Origin of the sequence: Bacillus cereus group sp. MYBK220-1 (genome assembly GCF_051916445.1) — a bacterium.
GTDB lineage: Bacteria > Bacillota > Bacilli > Bacillales > Bacillaceae_G > Bacillus_A > Bacillus_A cereus.
On the sequence record NZ_JBQAGQ010000001.1, the window covers coordinates 125,281 to 146,720 of the forward strand.

The window sequence follows — 21,440 nt, forward strand, 5'->3', positions numbered from 1 at the left end:
AGCTTTATAAATGCAGAAGGATTGGCTGGAGGAATTAATAGCTGCAACTAATACGGATAAACGAAATGAACGTCAAATGCGAATATTAGAGGCGGCTGTTGATATGTTTGGAGAAAAAGGATACGCTTCAACTTCAACAAGTGAAATTGCAAAGCGTGCTGGTGTAGCGGAAGGAACCATCTTCCGCTACTATAAGACGAAAAAAGATTTATTACTAGCGGTCGTAATGCCAACTTTAACTAAGTTCGCTGCACCATTTTTCGTTCAAACCTTTGCAAAAGAAATATTTAAATCAGAGTATGAATCGTATGAAGGACTTTTAAGGGTTGTAATTCATAATAGATTTAAATTTGCTCAAAAACACTTTCCTATGATAAAAATATTAATTCAAGAAGTACCATTTCAACCAGAACTAAAAAATGAAATACAGCAATTAATAGAAACAGAACTTTTTTCACATTTCAAAAAATTGATTGTGAAATTTCAAGAAGAAGGAGAGATTATTGAAATACCGTCATCTTCCGTATTACGTCTTACTTTATCAGCTGTATTAGGTTTATTATTAACACGATTTTTATTATTGCCTGAAGAAAAATGGGATGATGAAATGGAAATCGAAAATACGATTCAATTTATATTGTATGGATTAACTCCACGAATTTAAGCGTTGAAATGTGAATTACATACATTACTTTTAAGTAAAAATAAATCGCCTTTAAAAAGGCGATTTATTTTCATTATATATTTTTGATAAATAAGTACTTGTTTACTAAAAACATTCTAAATCAGCGTGTTTCTTTGTCTCTTTTTCTAAGACCTAATAATCCTGCTAGTCCTAATAAACCAAGCCAAGCCCAATTATTATTTCTATCACGATTATCATTTAAATCATTTGTTGTATTAACATTTCGAGTTCTTACATCATTATTAACTCTGTCTAAGTTATTGTCATTTACTCGAGTTGAAATATCAGTGTTATTAACTCTATTCATATTATTTCCATCGTATTCAGCTTGCGCAGATGTACCTAAAAACATAATAGCTAGTGCTAAAACACTTAAAATAGATGATAATTTCTTTTTCATAACAATCCCCCCTTTCTTAATCATTAATTTCTCCGAAGCATGTGTGTATTATTCATTTCACAATATCTAAACCTTCATTAATTGGGCGCACATTTATAGAAAATAGAGTTGAATGATTGTTAATATATCATTGGATATATATTTCTCATAAAAATAAATGAATCAAACTTTGCTTAAAATGTTAATCTTAGTACAATTTATATTATACGGGCTAGCACTAAGGAGGTAATAAGATGCGACAATTTGCAAAACCAACAATCGTCGTAAGTAAATGTTTAGAATTTGATGCTTGTCGTTATAATGGAGAGATGATTCCAGATGTAACAATACGAAATTTGCAGCCATTTGTTACATTTATACCTGTTTGTCCAGAAGTGGAGATTGGATTGGGAACTCCTCGTGAAACGATACGAATTGTAGAAGAAAATGGTATGAATAGACTTGTGCAACCGTCGACACGAGAAGACGTTACTGAAAAAATGGAGCAGTTTTCAAATGACTTTTTACAAACGATATCGGATGTGGATGGTTTTATTTTAAAGAATCGTTCACCAAGTTGTGGTACGCGTGATGTGAAAATTTATTCTGGTTTTGAAAAAGCGCCAGCAAAGGGAAAAGGAGCTGGCTTATTTGGGGGAGCAGTAGTAAAAAATTTTTCGCATCTTCCTATTGAAGAGGAAGGCAGATTGTCGAATTTTATTATTAGAGAGCATTTCTTTACAAGGCTATTTACAATCGCATATTACAAAATGATTAAACATAGTAAAAATATAAAAGACCTTGTATCGTTTCAGTCGGACAATAAATATTTATTTATGGCATATAATCAGGTGAAACAAAAGGAATTAGGGCGTATAATTGCAAATCAAAAAAATGAAAAAATTGAAGTGGTATTTGAAAACTATGAGAAGACTTTATATGAATTATTTATGCGTGCGCCCCGTTATACATCGAATGTAAATGTATGCGAGCACATTTTTGGATATTTTAAAACAAAGTTAAAAAAACAAGAAAAAGATCATTTTATAGAACTGTTACAAAAGTATGCAGAAAAGAAAATACCACTTAGTAGTTTACTTACAATTTTAAAATCATGGGCTATTCGATTTGATGAAAAGTATTTATTAAGACAAACATATTTCGAACCATACCCTGAAGCATTAGTAGAAATTTCTGATTCCGGAAAAGGTAGAGATTATTAAACAATAAATTACATAATTCGACACAAAACCTCCTATGTTGTTGTAGAACAATGTAGGAATTTTTTTGTGCATTAGTACAGAATCTGTTTTAAAATTAAGTTATGACAGAATTGTAGCAATTGTCTAACTAATATTCCTGTCTTTTAAGTTGTTATGTTTGTAGTAGAAACTCGCACGCTGTCGAAACTCAATATTCGATAAGGGGTGTGTAGCGGAATGGAATTTACTCTAACTCGCGAAAAACAAATGATTAAAGAAATGGTACGTGACTTTGCTGAAAAGGAAATCGCACCGAAAGCTGTATATTATGACAAAACTGCAGAGTTTCCATATGAAACATTTCAAAAAATGGGCGAACTAGGATTATTAGGCATCCCATTCCCAGAAGAGTATGGAGGTTCAGGTGGCGATACGGTATCGTATGCGTTAGCAGTTGAAGAAATTGGTCGCGCTTGTGGTGGCACCGGTTTAAGCTATGCTGCAACAATTTCATTAGGTGCTTCTCCAATTTATTATTTCGGTACAGAAGAACAAAAACAAAAGTATTTAGTTCCAATGGCATCAGGTAAAACATTAGGTGCCTTCGGATTAACGGAGCCGAATGCTGGATCAGATGCAGGTGGTACTCAAACGAAAGCGGTATTAGATGGTGATGAGTATGTAATCAGTGGTGAGAAGTGTTGGATTACAAACGCAGAGTATGCAAATACAATTATTGTAACCGCTGTCAACGGTGTTGAAGAGAATGGTAGAAAACGTATTTCTGCATTTATCGTGCCTACTACGAGTGAAGGATTAACGATTTCAAGTCCTTACGATAAGATGGGTGTTCGTGCTTCTAATACTTGTGAAATCGTACTTGATGGTGTTCGTGTACCGAAAGAAAATATTCTTGGTGATGTAAATAAAGGTTTTAAACAATTTTTATATACACTTGATGGAGGGCGTATTTCAATCGCAGCATTGGCAGTTGGTATTGCGCAATCAGCCTTTGAACGTGCATTGCAATATGCGAAAGAACGTCAACAATTTGGAAAGTCAATCTCTAATTTCCAAGCGATTCAATTTAAATTAGCTGATATGGCGACTGAAGTAGAGTTAGCTCGTAATTTAGTACATAAAGCAGCTTGGTTAAAAGATAACGATAAACCTTTCGGCAAAGAAGCGGCAATGGCAAAACTATTTGCATCGGAAGCGGCAAGCCGTATTGCTAATCATGCAGTACAGATTCATGGTGGATATGGCTATATGCGTGAATATGAAGTTGAACGACATATTCGTGATGCGAAACTATTAGAAATTGGTGAAGGAACTTCTGAAATTCAACGTCTCGTAATTGCTAGACATTTAGGATGTAGATAAAAGGGAGGAATCACTATGTTTCAAAAAATATTAATTGCGAATCGCGGGGAAATCGCTGTTCGTATTATGAAAACTTGTCAAAAACTTGGTATTCGCACTGTTGCTATTTATTCTGAAGCAGATGAAAATGCCCTTCATGTGAAAATGGCAAATGAAGCTTACTTAGTAGGTGGACCGCGTGTCCAAGAAAGCTATTTAAACCTTGAAAAAATTATTGAAATAGCTAAGAAGACAAATGCAGAAGCAATTCATCCGGGTTATGGTTTATTATCAGAGAATCCGTCTTTTCCGGTTCGCTGCAAAGAAGAAGGAATCGTATTTATCGGTCCTTCAGAAGAAATCATTACGAAGATGGGAAGTAAAATCGAATCACGTATCGCAATGCAAGCAGCAGATGTCCCAGTAGTCCCAGGTATTACTACAAATATTGAAACTGCTGAAGAAGCAATTGAAATTGCAAAACAAATTGGTTATCCATTAATGCTTAAGGCATCCGCAGGCGGCGGAGGCATTGGTATGCAGTTGATGGAAACTGAGCAAACGCTCACCAAAGCGTTTGAAAGTAATAAAACAAGAGCGCAAAACTTCTTCGGTAACGGAGAAATGTATTTAGAGCGATATATAGCAGATGCGCATCATATTGAAATTCAGCTTTTAGCAGATACACATGGTAACACAGTGTATTTATGGGAGCGTGAATGTTCGGTACAGCGCCGAAATCAAAAAGTAATCGAAGAAGCACCTTCACCATTTTTAGATGAAGGTACACGAAAGGCGATGGGAGAAGTTGCTGTACAAGCTGCCAAAGCACTTGGCTATACAAATGCAGGTACAGTTGAGTTTCTTGTAGATGATCAGAAAAATTTCTATTTCTTAGAAATGAATACGAGATTACAAGTAGAGCATCCAGTGACAGAAGAAATTACGGGATTAGACCTTGTAGAACAGCAACTCCTTATCGCAAGTGGAGAGAAACTATCATTTACTCAGGATGATGTAAAACGTAGTGGTCATGCCATTGAAGCTCGTATTTATGCAGAGGATCCGAAAACATTCTTCCCATCACCTGGGAAAATTACAGATTTAACATTACCGTCAAATGTACGGATTGATCACTTCTTAGAAAATCATGTAACGATTACACCTTTCTATGATCCAATGATTGCGAAAGTCATTGCACATGGCGAGACTCGTGAAGAAGCAATTTCGAAATTACATGATGCTCTAGAAGAATTAAAAGTAGAAGGTATTAAAACGAACACGCCAATGCTACTGCAAGTTTTGGAAGACGAGGTGTTCAAAGAGGGTATTTATACAACGGGTTTTGTAACGAAACAACTCGTTAAAAAATAAGATTTAACAATATTAAGGGGGAAAAATGATGACGAAAGTATACGCATCGATGGCAGGAAACGTTTGGAAGATTGTTGTAGGAGTAGGAGATACAGTAGAGGAAGAGCAGGATGTCGTCATTTTAGAATCTATGAAAATGGAAATTCCAATCATTTCAGAAGAAGCTGGCACAGTTATGAAAATTAATGTGCAAGAAGGCGATTTTGTAAATGAAGGAGATGTATTATTAGAAATTGAATAGGGAGATATAGGGGGAAGCGAATTGAAACTACCTAATTTTGCTGTCATTAAAGAAGTCGGGCCACGTGATGGCTTACAAAATGAAAAAAAGATTGTTGGCACAAAAGATAAAGTAAAATGGATTCAACTACTTACAGAAGCAGGATTGTCGTATGTTGAAGTTTCCTCATTCGTTCACCCAAAATGGGTCCCTGCATTAGCAGATGCAAATGATGTATTTTCTGAGCTGAAAAGGGATCCAAATGTTACATATGCTGCGCTTGTTCCGAATCAAAATGGTTTGGAACGAGCTTTTTTGCAAAATGTAGATGAGGTGAATGTTTTTTTATCAGCAAGTGAATCTCATAATAAAAGTAATATTAATAAATCGATTAAAGAAGCGTTAGTTGTAATCGCAGATATAACAAAACAGGCATTATTCGAAGGGAAAAAGGTAAGAGGCTATGTTTCTACTGTATTTGGATGTCCTTATGAAGGGGATATAAGTGTCACAGCAGTTGACGAATTATGTAATCAACTATTTTCATACGGCATTTATGAAGTTTCTCTTGGGGATACAATCGGTGTAGCGAATCCATTACAAGTAGAACAAGTATTAGAACATCTATTAAAGAAGTATGATGCTTCGCAGTTTGCCATGCATTTTCATAATACGTATGGAATGGCTCTAGCAAATGTAGTTAAATCATTAGAATACGGTATTACAACATTTGATAGTTCTTGTGGTGGACTCGGGGGCTGCCCTTATGCACCAGGAGCATCAGGTAATGTTGCTACTGATGACCTAGTACATATGCTCCATAAATTAGGAGTTCAAACGAATATAGACGAAGAAAAGTTATTGCGAGCTAGTCAATTTATTCAAAGTAAGCTAAATATCCAATTACCGAGTCATGTGTATAGAGCGCTTCAACATAAAACGATAAGTAGGTGAGAAGATGCTACAATTACAAAACATTTCAGTTGATTATGTAACACCTCACGTTGTAAAGATTTCGTTATATCGTGAAAGACAAGCAAACTCATTATCTTTAGCGTTATTAGAAGAGTTACAAAACATATTAACTCAAATAAGTGAAGAGTCCAATACGCGTGTAGTTATTCTAACAGGTGCTGGTGAAAAAGCATTTTGTGCTGGTGCTGATTTAAAAGAACGTGCTGGTATGAATGAGGAACAAGTTCGCCATGCTGTTAGTATGATTCGCACGACTATGGAGATGGTTGAACAATTACCACAGCCAGTTATTGCTGCTATAAATGGAATCGCACTTGGTGGTGGTACGGAATTAAGTTTAGCTTGTGATTTTAGAATTGCTGCTGAATCTGCAAGTCTTGGTCTTACTGAAACGACACTTGCAATTATACCAGGAGCGGGTGGTACACAGCGCTTACCGAGATTAATTGGTGTTGGTAGAGCGAAAGAATTAATTTATACAGGTAGACGTATTTCAGCGCAAGAAGCAAAAGAATATGGTTTAGTAGAATTTGTTGTACCAGCTAATTTACTTGAAGAGAAAGCGATTGAAATAGCAGAGAAAATTGCTAGTAATGGACCTATTGCTGTTCGATTAGCAAAAGAGGCAATTTCAAATGGTATTCAAGTTGATTTACATACCGGATTACAAATGGAAAAACAAGCGTATGAAGGTGTAATCCATACGAAAGATAGATTGGAAGGATTACAAGCATTCAAGGAAAAACGCACACCAACGTATAAGGGGGAGTAAATATGTTAGATCAAAAACAACAATCTAATTCATTTGAAGAACGAGTTGAAACGATTAAACAAGGCGGCGCACCAAAGTATCATGAACAAAATAAAGCAAAAGGAAAATTATTTGTTCGAGATCGTTTAGCGCTTCTATTTGATAATGGCGAATATGTAGAAGATGCATTATTTGCTAACTGTGAACAAACAGGCTTACCTGCGGACGGCGTTGTAACGGCAACGGGTAAAATACATGGTCGTACTGCGTGTGTAATGGCCAATGATTCTACTGTAAAAGCTGGATCATGGGGATCACGCACAGTTGAAAAGATTTTACGTATTCAAGAAACAGCTGAAAAACTACGTGTTCCGTTATTTTATTTAGTTGACTCTGCTGGAGCGCGTATTACAGATCAAGTAGAAATGTTCCCAGGACGCCGTGGTGCAGGAAGAATCTTCTATAATCAAGTGAAATTATCAGGTAAAGTTCCTCAAGTATGCTTATTATTTGGACCTTCTGCAGCTGGTGGTGCCTATATTCCAGCCTTTTGCGACGTTGTAATGATGGTAGAAGGAAATGCATCTATGTATTTAGGATCTCCTCGTATGGCTGAGATGGTTATCGGTGAGAAGGTAACTTTAGAAGAGATGGGCGGAGCTCGTATGCATTGCTCTGTATCAGGATGCGGAGATGTTTTATGTAAGACAGAAGAAGATGCGATTACACAAGCAAGACAATACATTTCATATTTTCCAAACAACTACTTAGAAAAGACTCCATTGGTTACACCTCAAGAACCGAAACAATTCGATAAAACGTTAGAACAAATCATTCCAGAAAATCAAAATGCTCCTTTCAATATGAAAGATCTCATTAATAGAGTTATTGATGAAGGTTCATTCTATGAAGTGAAAAAATTATTTGCTCAAGAGCTAATTACAGGCTTAGCACGTATTGATGGTAAGCCAGTTGGTATTATTGCAAATCAGCCGCGTATGAAGGGCGGCGTATTATTCCACGATTCAGCTGATAAAGCTGCTAAGTTTATTAATTTATGCGATGCATATCATATTCCATTATTATTCCTTGCGGATGTACCAGGATTTATGATTGGTACAAAAGTAGAGCGTGCCGGTATTATTCGCCACGGTGCAAAAATGATTTCTGCAATGAGTGAAGCAACTGTACCGAAGATTTCTATCGTTGTTCGTAAAGCATATGGCGCTGGTTTATATGCGATGGCAGGTCCAGCATTTGAACCAGATTGCTGTCTGGCATTACCGACAGCCTCTATTGCGGTAATGGGTCCAGAAGCTGCGGTTAATGCTGTATATGCAAATAAAATTGCAGCTTTACCAGAAGAAGAGCGTGCTAGCTTCATTGCTGAAAAACGTGAAGAGTATAAGAAAGATATTGATATTTATCATTTAGCATCAGAGATGGTGATTGATGGTATTGTTCATCCAAACAATTTACGTGAAGAGTTAAAAGGACGTTTCGAAATGTATATGAGTAAATATCAAGTATTCACAGATCGTAAACATCCTGTATATCCAGTTTAAAAGCCCTATTTAGGGCTTTCTTGCTCAAAAAGTTAAGGAGGGGAAAACATTGAAACAAGCAGTTTGGTTTCCAACAGAAGAGTACAAGGAAAAAACACGTTTATATGGTTGGATGAAATCATTGGGATATGAAGACTATGAAACTTTTTATAATAAATCTATTGAGGAAACAGCTTGGTTTTGGGGAGAGGCAGAAAAAGCAGTAGGCTATCAATGGATGAAACCTTATACAGAAGTGTTAGACTTAGAAAATGGTACACCGTTTGCACAGTGGTATAATGGCGGAACATGTAACGTTGTAGAATCAGCTTTATCCCGCTGGCTTGCGGATGAAGAGACGAGAATACAGCCAGCACTTCAGTACGAAGGGGAAAATGGAACTTCAAAATCATTTACATATGAAGAGCTTGACAACTGGGTAAGCCGTGTTGCGAATGGTTTGAAACACGCGGGTATTGAAAAAGGTGATCGTGTAACAATTTATATGCCGATGATTCCAGAAACAGTTGTTGCGATGCTAGCTGTAATGAAAATCGGAGCAATTATTTCACCAATATTCTCAGGCTTTGCGTCTGATGCAGTCATGACACGTGTGCAAGCGGCAGGTTCAAAAATGATTATTACCGCAGATGGATTTTCACGCCGAGGTAAAATTGTTTCTTTAAAAGATGAAGTAGATAAAGCTTGTGAACATTGCCCAACTGTTGAAAAAGTTGTTATCGTTCGTCATGCAGGAAATGATTTTACACCACATAACTATGACTTTTCGTGGAGTACGCTAGAAAAAGAAAAACCATTCATACATGCCGAGGAAATGCAAAGTGATGATCCATTAATGCTCATTTATACATCAGGAACGACTGGTAAGCCGAAAGGAACAGTACACACGCATGCAGGATTTCCTTTGAAAGCAGCTTTTGATGCAGGATTTGGAATGAATATTAAACAAGGTGATCGTGTATTATGGGTAACTGATATGGGCTGGATGATGGGGCCGTTTCTATTATTCGGTTCACTCATTAATGGAGCAACGATGGTTATGTACGAAGGTGTTCCAGACTTCCCAGAAGCAGACCGGTTATGGGAGACAGTTGATAAATATGAGATTACTCATCTAGGTATTTCGCCAACGTTAATCCGAGCATTGATGGCAAAAGGTGATGAGTATGTCAATAAACATTCTTTAAAGAGTTTGGAAGTATTCGCATCAACAGGAGAACCTTGGAATCCTGATCCATGGATGTGGCTGTTTGAAACAGTTGGAAAAGGAAATGTCCCAATCTGTAACTACTCAGGTGGAACTGAAATCTCTGGTGGGATTTTCGGTAATGTTCTTATTAAGCCAATAGCACCGATTAGTTTTAACGCATCTTTACCAGGAATGGCAGCTGTCGTACTGGATGATCAAGGTAAACCAATTCGAGATGAAGTCGGAGAATTATGCTTAGAGAAACCTTGGGTAGGTATGACGAAAAGCTTCTGGGAAGATGATGAACGTTACGTAAACACATATTGGTCGCGTTTTGAAAATAAATGGGTCCACGGTGACTGGGTCATTTACGATGGTGAACAATATATCATCACAGGGCGTTCAGACGATACGTTAAATATTGCAGGTAAACGTATTGGACCTGCTGAATATGAATCTATTCTTGTGAAACATAACGATGTAATCGAAGCTGCTGCAATTGGTGTACCTGACGAAGTAAAAGGTGAAGTTTGTCATTGTTTTGTAGTGTTAAGAGACCATGTAACATTCACAGGAGAATTAAAGAAAGAATTAATGAGTTTAGTAAACTCTCATATTGGAAAAGCGTTGTGTCCTAAAGACATCCACGTTGTAGAAGATTTACCGAAAACACGTAATTCTAAAGTAATGCGCCGTGTTATTAAAGCAGCTTACTTAGGAAAAGAATTAGGTGATTTATCATCGCTTGTAAATCCTGAAGTAGTTCCGTTTATTCAGGGGTTACAGTCTAGTAAATTATAAAATTAGAAAGGAGCTCTATATAAATAGAGCTCTTTTTTTATGTTTATAAAAAGAGAAGAAGTGAAGTTGATGAAGAAGAAAAATTCTACTATTAGTGTTAAGTATGTTTTTTAGTTTTTATCAAAATACGATATTATGGAATGTCTATTCAATGGAGAAATACTAATTTACAACAACAAGGTGATGACAAAGCGTGACTGCTTATATGTCTGTTTAAACCTTTACGTGTTAATATATAAAAAGCTGACTATAAGCAGTCAGCTTTTTATATATTACATTCTAGTATTTATCTCGCTATTTGCCGGGCAGTAGTGCCCCCACCTAAAAATTCAGCGAAAGCAAGGAAGTAGATGAGGGATCAACTTTCCGGAAAAGCCCGATTGGTTCCAAAAGGCATATTCTTTCCTTTACGTTGACATTAAAAATATTACCAATTTTTTCTTTTACAATGGCAACAAATAAAGAAACATTTACAACGACACTTATTTCGTTTAGAACTCCAATCATCATCACGATGACACTTTTCTTTAGATTTCCACCAATCATCATTACAATGTTTTTCCTGAGAACTCCAATCGTCATCACAATGACACTTTTCTTTAGATTTCCACCAATCATCATTACAATGCTTTTTCTGAGAACTCCAATTATCATCACAATGATGCTTTTCTTTAGATTTCCACCAATCATCACAACAATGCTTTTTCTGAGAACTCCAGCAATCATTTTTCCAGGACATTTATTTCTACCTCCTTTCAATAGTGTTCATATTATTCTATGTTTTAATAAAAAAATGGCTTGTTTATTAACCTACTATTTTATCTTTATATGATAGAGTGTCTTCTACTCGATATAGAATTCATACAAACTATGCTAATTTTTAAGAGAAAGTGGAGAGAACTACTACTAGTTATGGTATTTTTCAATAAACACTTGTTGAAGAAAATGTTCTGATTACAAATAATATCTTATTTTCAAGTACGCTTTTTAAATGTATATTTCACAATGAAAAATGGGAAATCCACAAATAAAGTCTATGTATATGTGAGTTAATGGGAAAATCTAGTGTGTTTTTAAGGGGCGTCTTATTTAAAAGAAAAAAGGTTTGTTTTAGAAAGTGGTGTCTAAACATTAAATGGAGTAGGACTAAATTCACGGCTGCTCATTAAAAAGCTTTTAATTAGGAGAAGTCTGTTTTTATAATGAATAATGAAAAGAAAGTTTGGTACAATTGTTTGTTTTTTTCTTTTTATGTGTTTGCCTCGTACCCTTTTAAGCTAGTGGACATACTTTACTAATAGAAAGGATTAGGGGGTGAGGTATTGGGTTCTCGATTTAATAATTGTAAAAAGAAGTGTACATGTAAACAAGATGATTGTTGGGAAGTATTCGAAGAGTGTAAAAAAGAACAGCATGAGAAATGTGATAATTCTTGTGTACAAGGAATTAGAGATGAACTTAAGAAATTAATTAATCGAACAGTTCAAATTAATACAGAGGGACGTACTTATGTAGGTACTGTTTCGTCTGTAAGTTGTGATGTAGTTAGGCTTGCGGCTATTCCTGGATCGGTTGGAGTAATTATTTCCATTTGCAAAATTGAAGCAATTTTCCCACCGGTTACAACGGTTACTGCTGACTTTGATTTTAATGGTATTGATGTAGCAAACAAAGCATAATTATGCTGCTTTTTTGTAAAGCCATTCACATGAATGGCTTTATTTTAATTTTATATAAAAGGAGAATATATTCTTTATATAGAAATAAGTTTGAGGTTATAAAGCATGATGTACGAAAGGAGCAAGGAAGTGATTAAACTAGAAAGCTTTAAGAAATCTGATTTTAAACAATTAATAAATTGGATTAATTCAGAAGAATTTCTAATACAGTGGTCAGGAAATGCGTTCACATTTCCTTTAGACGAACAGCAATTAGAGAAGTATATAGAAAGTGCAAATACACTCGCTTTCAAAGTGGTAGATGAAGAGACTTCAGACGTTATTGGACATATTTCGCTTGGGCAAATAGATAATATTAATAAGTCCGCTAGAATTGGAAAAGTATTAGTTGGTAATACGAAGATGAGAGGACGTTCTATAGGAAAACATATGATGAAAGCAGTACTTCATATTGCTTTTGACGAATTAAAACTACATAGAGTAACTCTTGGTGTGTATGATTTTAATACATCGGCCATTTCATGTTACGAAAAAATAGGGTTTGTAAAAGAAGGCTTATTAAGAGAGTCAAAAAGAGTAGGAGAAACGTATTGGAATTTATGGGAAATGAGTATGTTAGAATATGAATGGAAGAAGTAGCAACGATAGTAATTTATAATTATATTATGTTAACAAAAGGGGTTTGGTGGGTATAGTGGATAATAAAACAAAAATAATTTCAATTGCAGCTGTTTCGGGGGGAGGTAAAACTACAATTACAGAAAGATTAAAGCATAAGTTTAAAAACTCAAAAGCTCTATATTTTGATAGTTACACATTTGATAACTCTCCTGCTGATATTTGTAAATGGATTGATGATGGGGCGAATTACGACGAGTGGGTATTAACACCATTAATTCATGATATTGAGCAACTTATACAAAATAATACCTTAGACTATATTATTGTAGATTATCCTTTTGCATACTTAAATAGTGAGATGCGAAAATTTATTGATGTAACTATATTTATTGATACGCCTTTAGATATTGCGATGGCTAGAAGGATTTTGCGAGATTTTAAGGAAGGTACAATAGATGAAATACATAATGATTTGGAACATTACATGACATATGCGAGAAAAGCTTATTTAGAGGCAATTCATACTGTTAAGCCGAATTCAGATATCATATTGGATGGTTCTTTATCTGTAAGTGAAATAATTAATCACGCTGTAGAGGAACTTGGCCGAAGAGAAGTGATTGTCAATGGTTAAATGTATAACAGATGCTGTTAGGTGGATAATTGAAGTAAGGGAGAGAGAAATGTGTACACTTTATTTCAATATAATTGGCAAGTAAGAGATGATTGGTTTAAGTGGTGTGAACAACTTTGAGAGGAAGATTTACTTTGCAAACTGGGGGTATGTTAGAAACATGATTTCAAGTATAGTTGGATTAGTGCTCTTCAAGGAGAAGAAGATAGCGAACCGCAATTTAAAGATTATCAATCGATTCAAAAAGTGAAAGCGTTATCTGATTTATATAAACGAGAACTTGAAGTTTTTTTTGCAGTCATGATCATCTAGCCTAGAATGCTAGCACACTTAAAATAAGCCGTATAAAAAGTTAATCATTGGTGCTTTGATTATATAACGTCTGCGAAATAAATAGTGTGAAGGACAGCTATTCTAACAAGTATTTTATGTAACGTTCGTATATTTAAATTTTTTTGTAATTAATCGAATTCTAATTTTTTAGAAACGGATAATGAGGTATGGGTGGTGCTCTTTTTATTGAATAAAATGAGTTTATTTTTCGGAATTTCCTTACAATATAAAAATTAAAATTTTATTTGTTGTTAAGAAAATATATGAGGAAAATAAAAAAAGAGGGCTAATGCCCTCTTTTTCTTTTAATTTGGTAATTAATCACAGATTGGTATCCCAAGCACTCTTAGAGCTAATGCTACTTGAAGGGAAATCTCTAATCTAGCAATTTCAATACCAGCTACTGAAAGAACTAAAAAAGGTTGTCCGTTTACAAATACAACGCAACTATCCATAGTTAAGCCTCCTTTCTAGTAATCTACTATAGTATATGAGTAGAACTTTAAAGTGTAATAGTTCAATTGTTGGATTTAATAGAATTAATAGATTAACCCATTTAAACTAAACAAACGAACACAACGAAAGGAAACAGAGATGGATGTATGCCTCAAAAAACATAGGTTTTAAGACATGTAATGGGATATTAAATTTATCATATTGGTCAGCTATCTATATGGGCGAGAGAGTTAAGCTTGCAACCAGTTTCAGCAAATTTGCTTGGAAGAGGATGATAGAATTAAAAACCGACTTGCATCTCAAGCGCAAGTCGGTTTTATATATATAAGAAGATTTCTTAATTGAAATCCTCGGATTTTTTCTGACGTATATGTAAAAACATTAAGGTGGTAATGATTAAAAAAATCATTATAGTTTGTATAATTAAATTTTTAAACTGAAGCAATATTGTCCAAGATGTAAGGGCGTCTTTAAAAGCTTGGAGTGCAGAGTACGAGGAAGGATCAAAACCATACTGGAGCAACTTTTTTGTTTCAATAAATGAAATGTTTTCTTCATCTGCATCTAATATTACTGAAATTAGTCTAGTATCTCCAAGTTTTGCTGTACTGACAAAACTATAATTACCGTTAGTTGAAAAACTAGTTTGTAAGCCATCAACACCTTGAAGTTTAATGTTTTCATTAAGGGAATATATCATTTTATTCGTATTGAAAACCTGGGAATCTTTGAAGGTAAATTGGTAAGAGGTTAGTTTCGTAATATTCAATACATCTGGAAAATCTTTTACTAATCGTGCTGCTAGTTTAGCTGCGTCTATCGCTGTTGTAGTTGATTGTTTATTTGTATTATTATTAATTCCAGTAGAGTTTAGAAATGGAGATGGTTGTAATAACTTTAGTTCTTTTGCTTTTTTATTCATTAATACTGTAAAGTTATCTTCATTTCCAGCAATGTGTTCTGCTAGGGCGAGTGCAGAACGATTATTCCCTGCCAGTAGCAATGCATGAAGTAAATCACGAACCGTTGTTTTATCATTCGATGTTACTTGTATAGGGCTTGTTTCTACTCGGAAAACTTCGTTACTTATTTGTACGAAGTCATCTAACTGTATTTTTCTATCATTTAGTTGCTCCAATACGATATATTCTGTCATTAATTTAGATAAAGCAGCTGATTGTACTGGAGTTTCTTCATTTTTTTTATAAACAATTTCACCTGAATTAGCATTTATTAAAATAGCTGATTTAGCTTGAATAATCGGACCATTTACATAAAGATAAAAATATAAAACGATAAGTGCAGTAATAAAAAAAGATAATAATAAAATAGCGAATTTCTTTAAGAATTGCATAAGCGATCCTCCTATTATGACATCAATAATAGTATTGTAAAAAGGAATGCTTAATTAGGAAGAAAGAAAAGGTAAAGAATTTCTAAAGAATTATAAAGGATTATTAAATTTAGGGTAATTATGGAAAAAGTTCAATTTCTTATATGGTAAGAAATTGAACTTTTTATTTGTAATATTAACATTTGTATGGGAGTAGTTTTACAGTGAATGTTGTTTTTTCGTCATCACTATATACTTCAATTGTTCCTTTATGCAATTCGACTATACTTTTTGCAATTGCTAATCCAAGTCCAGATCCACCAGTGTTTGTAGAGCGAGATTTCTCAACGCGATAAAAACGTTCAAAAATATGAGGTAAATCCGTACTAGGAATAGGTTGTCCGTAATTTGTTATATCAATTGTAATCATATTATTGCTTTCATAAGCAGTAAGGTCAATATAGCGACCTTCGCTTCCATAAGCGATAGCGTTTATAATAAGATTTTCAAACACACGCACTAATTTGTCACCATCAGCTAATACCATGAGCTTTTGAGACGGGAAAGAAGGCCGACATTCTATATTAGCTTCTTGAAATTGTATACGGAATTGAACAGTTAATTGTCCAAGTAACTCTACAATATCAATAGGAACAGAATACAAGCTTAATTCTTTATTTTGAACACGTGTATATTCGAACAAGTCATTCATTAATGCATTAAGACGAGTTACCTTATCGTAAATGACTTGAATATAGTATCGCAATTCCACTTCATCTCTATAATTATCATGATGGATTAAATTTACGTATCCAACTATAGAGGTAAGGGGAGTGCGTAAGTCATGTGATACATTTGTAATAAGTTCACTTTTTGCTTGTTCAGCTTGTCTTTCTTCATCAATGGAGACTTTTAATTGTTCAACAATTTCATTGACCCCGATTGCTAATTCTTCTAGATAATTATGATTTACAATAGAAACTTTATGATTGAAGTTTCCATTTGCAATATAACGAATTTCTTCTATCATTTTTTTTATACAAGTTTCATAATAAAGTTTTTTCTCGTGACGATAAAAAATGTAAAGATAGGATGAAAAAATAGAAAATAAAAACAAATAAGATACAATCATCATCCATAAAGACTCTTTAATCCCTTTATACTTTTCATAACCAAAAATTCGAATGAATTCTTTACCGAGTTCGGTTAGAGTAAGTGAACTTTCAATTACACTCGTAACGAGGCGATAAATAATTAATTCAGTAATAGGAGTGAGTGTGATAGCTAATAAAAGCCAAAAAATAAGTTTCCATTTAGGAATATCTTTTAATATATCAAATGCTTCATTTCTCAATTTTATAGCCAACTCCCCAAACAGTATGAATAAATTTTTCTCCATTTATTACTGTTTCAAGTTTATCTCGTAAGTTGCTAATATGGACCATTACCGTCTTATTTGAACCATAACCATCTTCATTCCAAACGCGTTCGAAAATTTCTTCTGAACTAAATACTCTTCCTGTATTACTCGCAAGTAAATATAAAATATCGAATTCAATAGAGGTTAGTTTAATGTACTCTCCATTTACTTTAACTGTATGATTATGTTTGTGTATTTCAACAGAGCGAATACGAATAATACCATCTTCATTCTTTTGCGAAGTAGCATTTTGGAAAGAGGATCTTCGTAATAAAGCTTTCACTCTAGCTACTAATTCTAATGGATTGAATGGTTTGATCATATAATCATCGGCACCTGTCATAAGGCCTAATATTTTATCCATATCTTCTGCTTTTGCACTAAGCATTAGAATTGGTACAGTATTATTTTCACGCACTTCCTGACAAACTTCTAATCCGTTTCGTTTTGGCATCATAATATCCAAAATCATAAGGTCAACTTCATATGTAGAAACCTTTTGCAATGCTTCATCGCCATCATAAGCTTTATAAATGTTATAGCCTTCATTTCGCAAATAAACAGCAAGTAATTCAACAATTTCTTTATCATCATCAATAATTAATATGTTTTTATTCATTGTGTAGTTCCTTTCCTTACAAATCATCAACATTACTATAATATCAAACATTTATGTACTTGTAGCGATGATTCTGTATAAAATTTCATGTAACGTATTAAAAAGGAGTAAAAAGATTAATATCGAATATAAAATAACAAAGATATTTAGATTCTACATTATAATGAAAGGTAGTTATAAGGGGGATTTTCTATGTTATGTAATGATAAATATTCATTTACTCCAACTGGAAAAATAGAAAATGATATTAAAGCTTTTCTACTAAAATATAATAAAGAGTTTACATATAAACATTCAATTCGTGTGGCAAATGAGGCAAAAAAGATTGCAGAAAAGTTTCACGTAGATAAAGAAAAAGCAGCAATTGCAGGATATTTACATGATATTAGTGGCATTTTTCCAAACGAGGAGCGGATTGCAGTTGCTGAAGAATTTGGTGTAGAAATAGTGGAAGCGGAAAGAAAGTTTCCTATGATTATTCATCAAAAATTATCGAGGGTAATCGCAAAAGAAATATTTAAAGTCGAAGATGAAGAGATTTTAAATGCAATTTGTTGCCATACAACGTTGCGTAAACATGCAACGAAGATGGATTTAGTATTATTTGTTGCAGATAAAATAGAATGGGATCAAAAAGGGACACCACCATATTTAATAGAAATAAAAAAAGGATTGGGAAAATCTTTGGAAAAAGCAGCTTTTGTATATATTTCATATTTGTGGGAAAGGAAAGATACATTGAAAGTTATACACCCGTGGCTAGAAGAAGCATATTGGGATTTAAAAAGAATTGTACAGTAGAAAGGACAAGGAAATGCAATTAAAAGAATATATGAATCAAACATTTCCAGAAGTTACATTAGGACCCTACTTATTATCTCAGTGGGAAAATCATTTGCATTTTGATTTCGGAAAAGATAAATATCAAATTGTAGAAGGAACCAACGATTTAAATATGGAATACTTTTCTCAACTATATACATATAATAAATTCTTATTTGAAGACATATTTTCAAAAGAAGATGTAGTGTTTGTAGTGACAAATGTTTATAGATTTAAAAAGGAAAACATAAAAACTCCACAGAAAATAAATGTATACAATAAATATATTAAGAAAAGAGATTTAAGATTTCATATAAGACAAGAAACATTACCGTTTCTATTTGAAGATGAAGAAGCAGATTTATATTGTACATATCAATTTTCTTTAAAATGTCTCGTAGAAGATATTAAGTATGAATCGCTTATACAAGCTGCTAATCATGAGGATTTTTCTGATTTGTATCCTCGATTTGGACGAAAAAAAGAAATTTTTTATCCAGATGTATTTCTCATTAATGCAACGAAAGATATTGTCATGTTTATGTATGATGATAGAGGATGTGAAGTAATTGCGAAGAATAAAGAAATAATACGAGATTTATATAAGAAATACAAAGAATGGATTCCAGATTATGAACGAGAAAGTATAGATAACATATTTAAATGACAATAGGGGAAGTGAAGCGTGTAATGAAACGTATTGCAATAGTATCTGCATGGGAACCAGAACTGACGTATTTGCATCAACATTATCCGAGTGAACGTGTTGAAAAAAGAGCAGCTTGGGAATTTCATTTTCATACTATTAATGAGCTGGAAATTATATCAGTTGTTACTGGTGTCGGTAAAGTAAGCTGCGCTAGTTGTGTACAATTGTTAATTAGTGAGTTTCAGCCAGATGAGTTGTTTATGACAGGAATATGCGGAAGTTTATCAAACAAGGTGAAAAACGGTCATATTGTAGTCGCACTAAACGCAATACAACATGATGTTACTGCTGCTGGTTCAGGGGAAGATGTTTTTAATTTATATAACGGTAGAACAGCACCTATTGAAACAACAAAATCACTTGTAAGAAGAATAAAAAAAATACGATCGTATGATCCGATACATTTCGGTACATTTTTATCAGGAGATCAACGTATTCGTAGTTCGGAAATGAGATATTTACTCCATACTGTATATGGAGCATTGGCAGTTGATCAAGAAGTAGCAGCTTTCGCCTATGTATGCCAAATAAATAAAAAACCATTTCTCTGTTTAAAAGCTGCTTCAGATCAAGCAAATGATAAAACGAAAGAAGAACAAAAAATCTTTAAAATGCTAGCATGTGAAAGAGCATGTGAGCATTTAATTGCTTTTTTACGTGTTTATGAGGTTAATGTAGTAAATAATAGATAGTTTGTTATAAAACAAATCAATAGTGAGTTATATGTAGGGAAATGTCCGCTTATTTCAAATTAAGAGCTGAAATTTATAATAGATGGAATATATTATATGGGTACACGTTGAGTTTAATATAAGCAGTTGGAGGGCAATTTTATATGATTCAATATAAAAGGTGTAGTGAAGTAAATATTGATTTAGTATATGAAGCTTTTAAAGATGGATTTTCAGATTACATTATTAAGATGGAGGTTTCAAAAGAGGATTTTATACAACGTTTTTTGGGACCAGAAGGTAATTTGCTAGAACATTCTTTTCTTGCTTTAGAAGAAGGCAAACCTGTTGGCGTAATACTAGGTGGTATAAAGGATTATGAAAGTATAAAGACTATGCGCTGTGGAACATTAGCGGTTCATCCTAATTACCGCGGTATTGGTGTAAGTCAAAAATTATTTGAACTGCATAAAGAAGAGGCGATTCAACATGGATGTAAGCAACTTTTTCTCGAAGTCATTGTAGGAAATGACCGAGCGATTCATTTTTATAATAAGTTGGGCTATGAAAAAGTGTACGAACTTTCTTATTATAATTTAAATGATTTGACTAAAATAATGAATAAAGATTGTAAGGATAGTGAAGTAAAACAATTAGAATTTCCAATTTTTAAAGATGAAATTCAGAAATGGTTAAACTTCCATATAAATTGGCAAAATGATATTGATTATATCAAAAAAACAAATAATGTATTTTATGGTGCATATGTCGATAATGACTTAAAAGGCTCTCTATGTGTAAATAAACAAGGTAAAATTAGTTTTATTTTCGTAGACAAAGATTATAGAAATATTGGTGTTGGGATGAAATTATTACAAGTAGCAAGAGAAGAATTAAATTTATCAAGTTTATCAATTGGGTTTCCTAACAATAATTTACTGGAAGGTTTTCTTAAGAAATGTGGATTTGAAAAGAATTCTTTAGCGCAATATGAAATGTATTTATTACTCTAAGAGCGGAAAGATTTATTCTTTTCGCTTTTTATTTTGCTGTTATGTTGGTAAATGCTCCGCAACTATAATTTATAATGAGAGGGATTTTGTTTATCCTTAAGTTATTTTTTAAATTGTCAATTTCATGCTAATAATTTTCTTTGTATAATATTCTAATTTTATGTAGAATAGATACGATGGGAGGGGATGAAATGAATAATGGATTAAAGTTTAAGATTTTTGAATTGCATTGTCTCGTTCAAAAGACTTATTCTGATATTAAAATAGCGTGTAATATTGCTATTTATCAAGAAAACACTTCTAAATATTTAATTTCATTAGGATTTTTAAATAAATCATATATGACTTATATAGAAGCAAAAAGATTCTATCGCGAAAATGAAGAGCTTGTAAGTGTAGAATTTGATAATTTCTTTGATATGTATGATAAATTAGAAAACGAATTAAAACAAGTTATTTCAACTGAAGATAAAAATCCTTCATTGCTACATAGCAGACTTGATCAGTTTCAACAGAAAGTTGAAAATATAAATGACCTAATAAAAGTATTGCAAAATGCTCGTTAATGAATGCTTTTTTCTTTTTTGTATAGAAATTATGTATTAAAAACATTTTAGGGATATTACA

At 33.4% G+C, this 21,440-nt stretch carries 23 protein-coding genes and 2 pseudogenes; 19 read left to right on the forward strand and 6 right to left on the reverse strand.

Features of this window, described 5'->3' with window-relative positions; genetic code table 11:
- The first annotated feature begins 10 nt into the window (after positions 1-10).
- Positions 11-664 carry a TetR/AcrR family transcriptional regulator gene (locus ACTFRU_RS00530; protein WP_016098539.1) on the forward strand — a complete coding sequence of 218 codons (654 nt, stop codon included), beginning with the start codon at positions 11-13 and terminating at the stop codon, positions 662-664.
- 121 nt (positions 665-785) lie between these two features.
- On the opposite strand, the gene ACTFRU_RS00535 is transcribed toward ACTFRU_RS00530, so the two are convergent.
- Complete coding sequence (locus ACTFRU_RS00535) at positions 786-1,085, reverse strand: WGxxGxxG family protein (RefSeq protein WP_086385284.1); 300 nt, start codon at positions 1,083-1,085, stop codon at positions 786-788.
- A gap of 233 nt (positions 1,086-1,318) precedes the next feature.
- On the opposite strand from ACTFRU_RS00535, the gene ACTFRU_RS00540 reads away from it, so the two are divergent.
- The 8 genes from ACTFRU_RS00540 (at position 1,319) to ACTFRU_RS00575 (ending at position 10,503) form a co-directional block, all read left to right on the forward strand.
- Positions 1,319-2,287, forward strand: coding sequence for a YbgA family protein (locus tag ACTFRU_RS00540; RefSeq protein WP_086385285.1), 969 nt, complete (start codon positions 1,319-1,321; stop codon positions 2,285-2,287).
- Between the two features lie 216 nt (positions 2,288-2,503).
- Positions 2,504-3,649, forward strand: coding sequence for an acyl-CoA dehydrogenase (locus ACTFRU_RS00545; RefSeq protein WP_006928512.1), 1,146 nt, complete (start codon positions 2,504-2,506; stop codon positions 3,647-3,649).
- Positions 3,650-3,664: 15 nt separating this feature from the next.
- Entirely contained in the window at positions 3,665-5,002 is a 1,338-nt protein-coding gene (locus ACTFRU_RS00550) for an acetyl-CoA carboxylase biotin carboxylase subunit (RefSeq protein ID WP_000486742.1), read from the forward strand.
- 25 nt (positions 5,003-5,027) lie between these two features.
- Positions 5,028-5,243, forward strand: a complete 216-nt coding sequence (locus ACTFRU_RS00555) for an acetyl-CoA carboxylase biotin carboxyl carrier protein subunit (protein ID WP_001987345.1) — start codon at positions 5,028-5,030, stop codon at positions 5,241-5,243.
- Between the two features lie 21 nt (positions 5,244-5,264).
- Positions 5,265-6,176 carry a hydroxymethylglutaryl-CoA lyase gene (gene mvaB / locus ACTFRU_RS00560; protein WP_006928511.1) on the forward strand — a complete coding sequence of 304 codons (912 nt, stop codon included), beginning with the start codon at positions 5,265-5,267 and terminating at the stop codon, positions 6,174-6,176.
- A 4-nt stretch (positions 6,177-6,180) separates the two neighbouring features.
- Entirely contained in the window at positions 6,181-6,969 is a 789-nt protein-coding gene (locus ACTFRU_RS00565) for an enoyl-CoA hydratase (RefSeq protein ID WP_000939818.1), read from the forward strand.
- A 2-nt stretch (positions 6,970-6,971) separates the two neighbouring features.
- Positions 6,972-8,513 carry an acyl-CoA carboxylase subunit beta gene (locus ACTFRU_RS00570; RefSeq protein ID WP_000886744.1) on the forward strand — a complete coding sequence of 514 codons (1,542 nt, stop codon included), beginning with the start codon at positions 6,972-6,974 and terminating at the stop codon, positions 8,511-8,513.
- A 49-nt stretch (positions 8,514-8,562) separates the two neighbouring features.
- Positions 8,563-10,503: an AMP-binding protein gene (locus ACTFRU_RS00575; RefSeq protein ID WP_000806481.1), complete on the forward strand. Its 1,941-nt coding sequence runs from the start codon at positions 8,563-8,565 to the stop codon at positions 10,501-10,503.
- Positions 10,504-10,824: 321 nt separating this feature from the next.
- Here ACTFRU_RS00575 and ACTFRU_RS00580 read toward each other — a convergent pair whose 3' ends face one another.
- Positions 10,825-11,262: a hypothetical protein gene (locus tag ACTFRU_RS00580; RefSeq protein ID WP_197324118.1), complete on the reverse strand. Its 438-nt coding sequence runs from the start codon at positions 11,260-11,262 to the stop codon at positions 10,825-10,827.
- 563 nt (positions 11,263-11,825) lie between these two features.
- Between ACTFRU_RS00580 and ACTFRU_RS00585 the strand changes: the two genes are divergently transcribed.
- The 4 genes and pseudogenes from ACTFRU_RS00585 to ACTFRU_RS00600 all read left to right on the forward strand — a co-directional run.
- Positions 11,826-12,182 carry a hypothetical protein gene (locus ACTFRU_RS00585; RefSeq protein ID WP_000535577.1) on the forward strand — a complete coding sequence of 119 codons (357 nt, stop codon included), beginning with the start codon at positions 11,826-11,828 and terminating at the stop codon, positions 12,180-12,182.
- A gap of 105 nt (positions 12,183-12,287) precedes the next feature.
- Positions 12,288-12,821, forward strand: coding sequence for a GNAT family N-acetyltransferase (locus ACTFRU_RS00590; protein WP_000990082.1), 534 nt, complete (start codon positions 12,288-12,290; stop codon positions 12,819-12,821).
- A gap of 46 nt (positions 12,822-12,867) precedes the next feature.
- Positions 12,868-13,437, forward strand: coding sequence for an AAA family ATPase (locus ACTFRU_RS00595; RefSeq protein WP_000513268.1), 570 nt, complete (start codon positions 12,868-12,870; stop codon positions 13,435-13,437).
- Positions 13,438-13,488: 51 nt separating this feature from the next.
- Positions 13,489-13,737, forward strand: a pseudogene (locus ACTFRU_RS00600) (DinB family protein); the annotation flags it as partial.
- Between the two features lie 350 nt (positions 13,738-14,087).
- On the opposite strand, the gene ACTFRU_RS00605 reads toward ACTFRU_RS00600, so the two are convergent.
- Entirely contained in the window at positions 14,088-14,225 is a 138-nt protein-coding gene (locus tag ACTFRU_RS00605) for a DUF3956 domain-containing protein (protein ID WP_000376554.1), read from the reverse strand.
- A 165-nt stretch (positions 14,226-14,390) separates the two neighbouring features.
- Here ACTFRU_RS00605 and ACTFRU_RS00610 point away from each other — a divergent pair.
- Positions 14,391-14,501, forward strand: a pseudogene (locus ACTFRU_RS00610) (DinB family protein); the annotation flags it as partial.
- A 62-nt stretch (positions 14,502-14,563) separates the two neighbouring features.
- Here the strand turns inward: ACTFRU_RS00610 and ACTFRU_RS00615 are convergent.
- The 3 genes from ACTFRU_RS00615 to ACTFRU_RS00625 all read right to left on the reverse strand — a co-directional run bounded on the left by ACTFRU_RS00615 (position 14,564) and on the right by ACTFRU_RS00625 (position 17,598).
- Positions 14,564-15,580, reverse strand: coding sequence for a D-alanyl-D-alanine carboxypeptidase family protein (locus tag ACTFRU_RS00615; RefSeq protein ID WP_006917594.1), 1,017 nt, complete (start codon positions 15,578-15,580; stop codon positions 14,564-14,566).
- A gap of 175 nt (positions 15,581-15,755) precedes the next feature.
- Positions 15,756-16,913, reverse strand: coding sequence for a sensor histidine kinase (locus tag ACTFRU_RS00620; RefSeq protein WP_001243307.1), 1,158 nt, complete (start codon positions 16,911-16,913; stop codon positions 15,756-15,758).
- Positions 16,903-17,598, reverse strand: a complete 696-nt coding sequence (locus ACTFRU_RS00625) for a response regulator transcription factor (RefSeq protein ID WP_001038807.1) — start codon at positions 17,596-17,598, stop codon at positions 16,903-16,905. Before ACTFRU_RS00625 ends, ACTFRU_RS00620 begins: the two co-directional genes overlap by 11 nt.
- A gap of 192 nt (positions 17,599-17,790) precedes the next feature.
- Between ACTFRU_RS00625 and yqeK the strand changes: the two genes are divergently transcribed.
- The 5 genes from yqeK to ACTFRU_RS00650 all read left to right on the forward strand — a co-directional run bounded on the left by yqeK (position 17,791) and on the right by ACTFRU_RS00650 (position 21,379).
- Positions 17,791-18,399: a bis(5'-nucleosyl)-tetraphosphatase (symmetrical) YqeK gene (yqeK, locus tag ACTFRU_RS00630; protein ID WP_000882449.1), complete on the forward strand. Its 609-nt coding sequence runs from the start codon at positions 17,791-17,793 to the stop codon at positions 18,397-18,399.
- Between the two features lie 13 nt (positions 18,400-18,412).
- Complete coding sequence (locus tag ACTFRU_RS00635; protein ID WP_001176116.1) at positions 18,413-19,087, forward strand: DUF3885 domain-containing protein; 675 nt, start codon at positions 18,413-18,415, stop codon at positions 19,085-19,087.
- Positions 19,084-19,821 carry a 5'-methylthioadenosine/S-adenosylhomocysteine nucleosidase gene (gene mtnN, locus ACTFRU_RS00640; protein WP_001987381.1) on the forward strand — a complete coding sequence of 246 codons (738 nt, stop codon included), beginning with the start codon at positions 19,084-19,086 and terminating at the stop codon, positions 19,819-19,821. Before ACTFRU_RS00635 ends, mtnN begins: the two co-directional genes overlap by 4 nt.
- Before the next feature lie 143 nt (positions 19,822-19,964).
- Complete coding sequence (locus tag ACTFRU_RS00645; RefSeq protein ID WP_086388515.1) at positions 19,965-20,813, forward strand: GNAT family N-acetyltransferase; 849 nt, start codon at positions 19,965-19,967, stop codon at positions 20,811-20,813.
- Between the two features lie 191 nt (positions 20,814-21,004).
- Positions 21,005-21,379 (forward strand): hypothetical protein, encoded by a 375-nt coding sequence (locus tag ACTFRU_RS00650; RefSeq protein WP_001059025.1) that lies wholly within the window; start codon positions 21,005-21,007, stop codon positions 21,377-21,379.
- Positions 21,380-21,440: the final 61 nt, after the last annotated feature.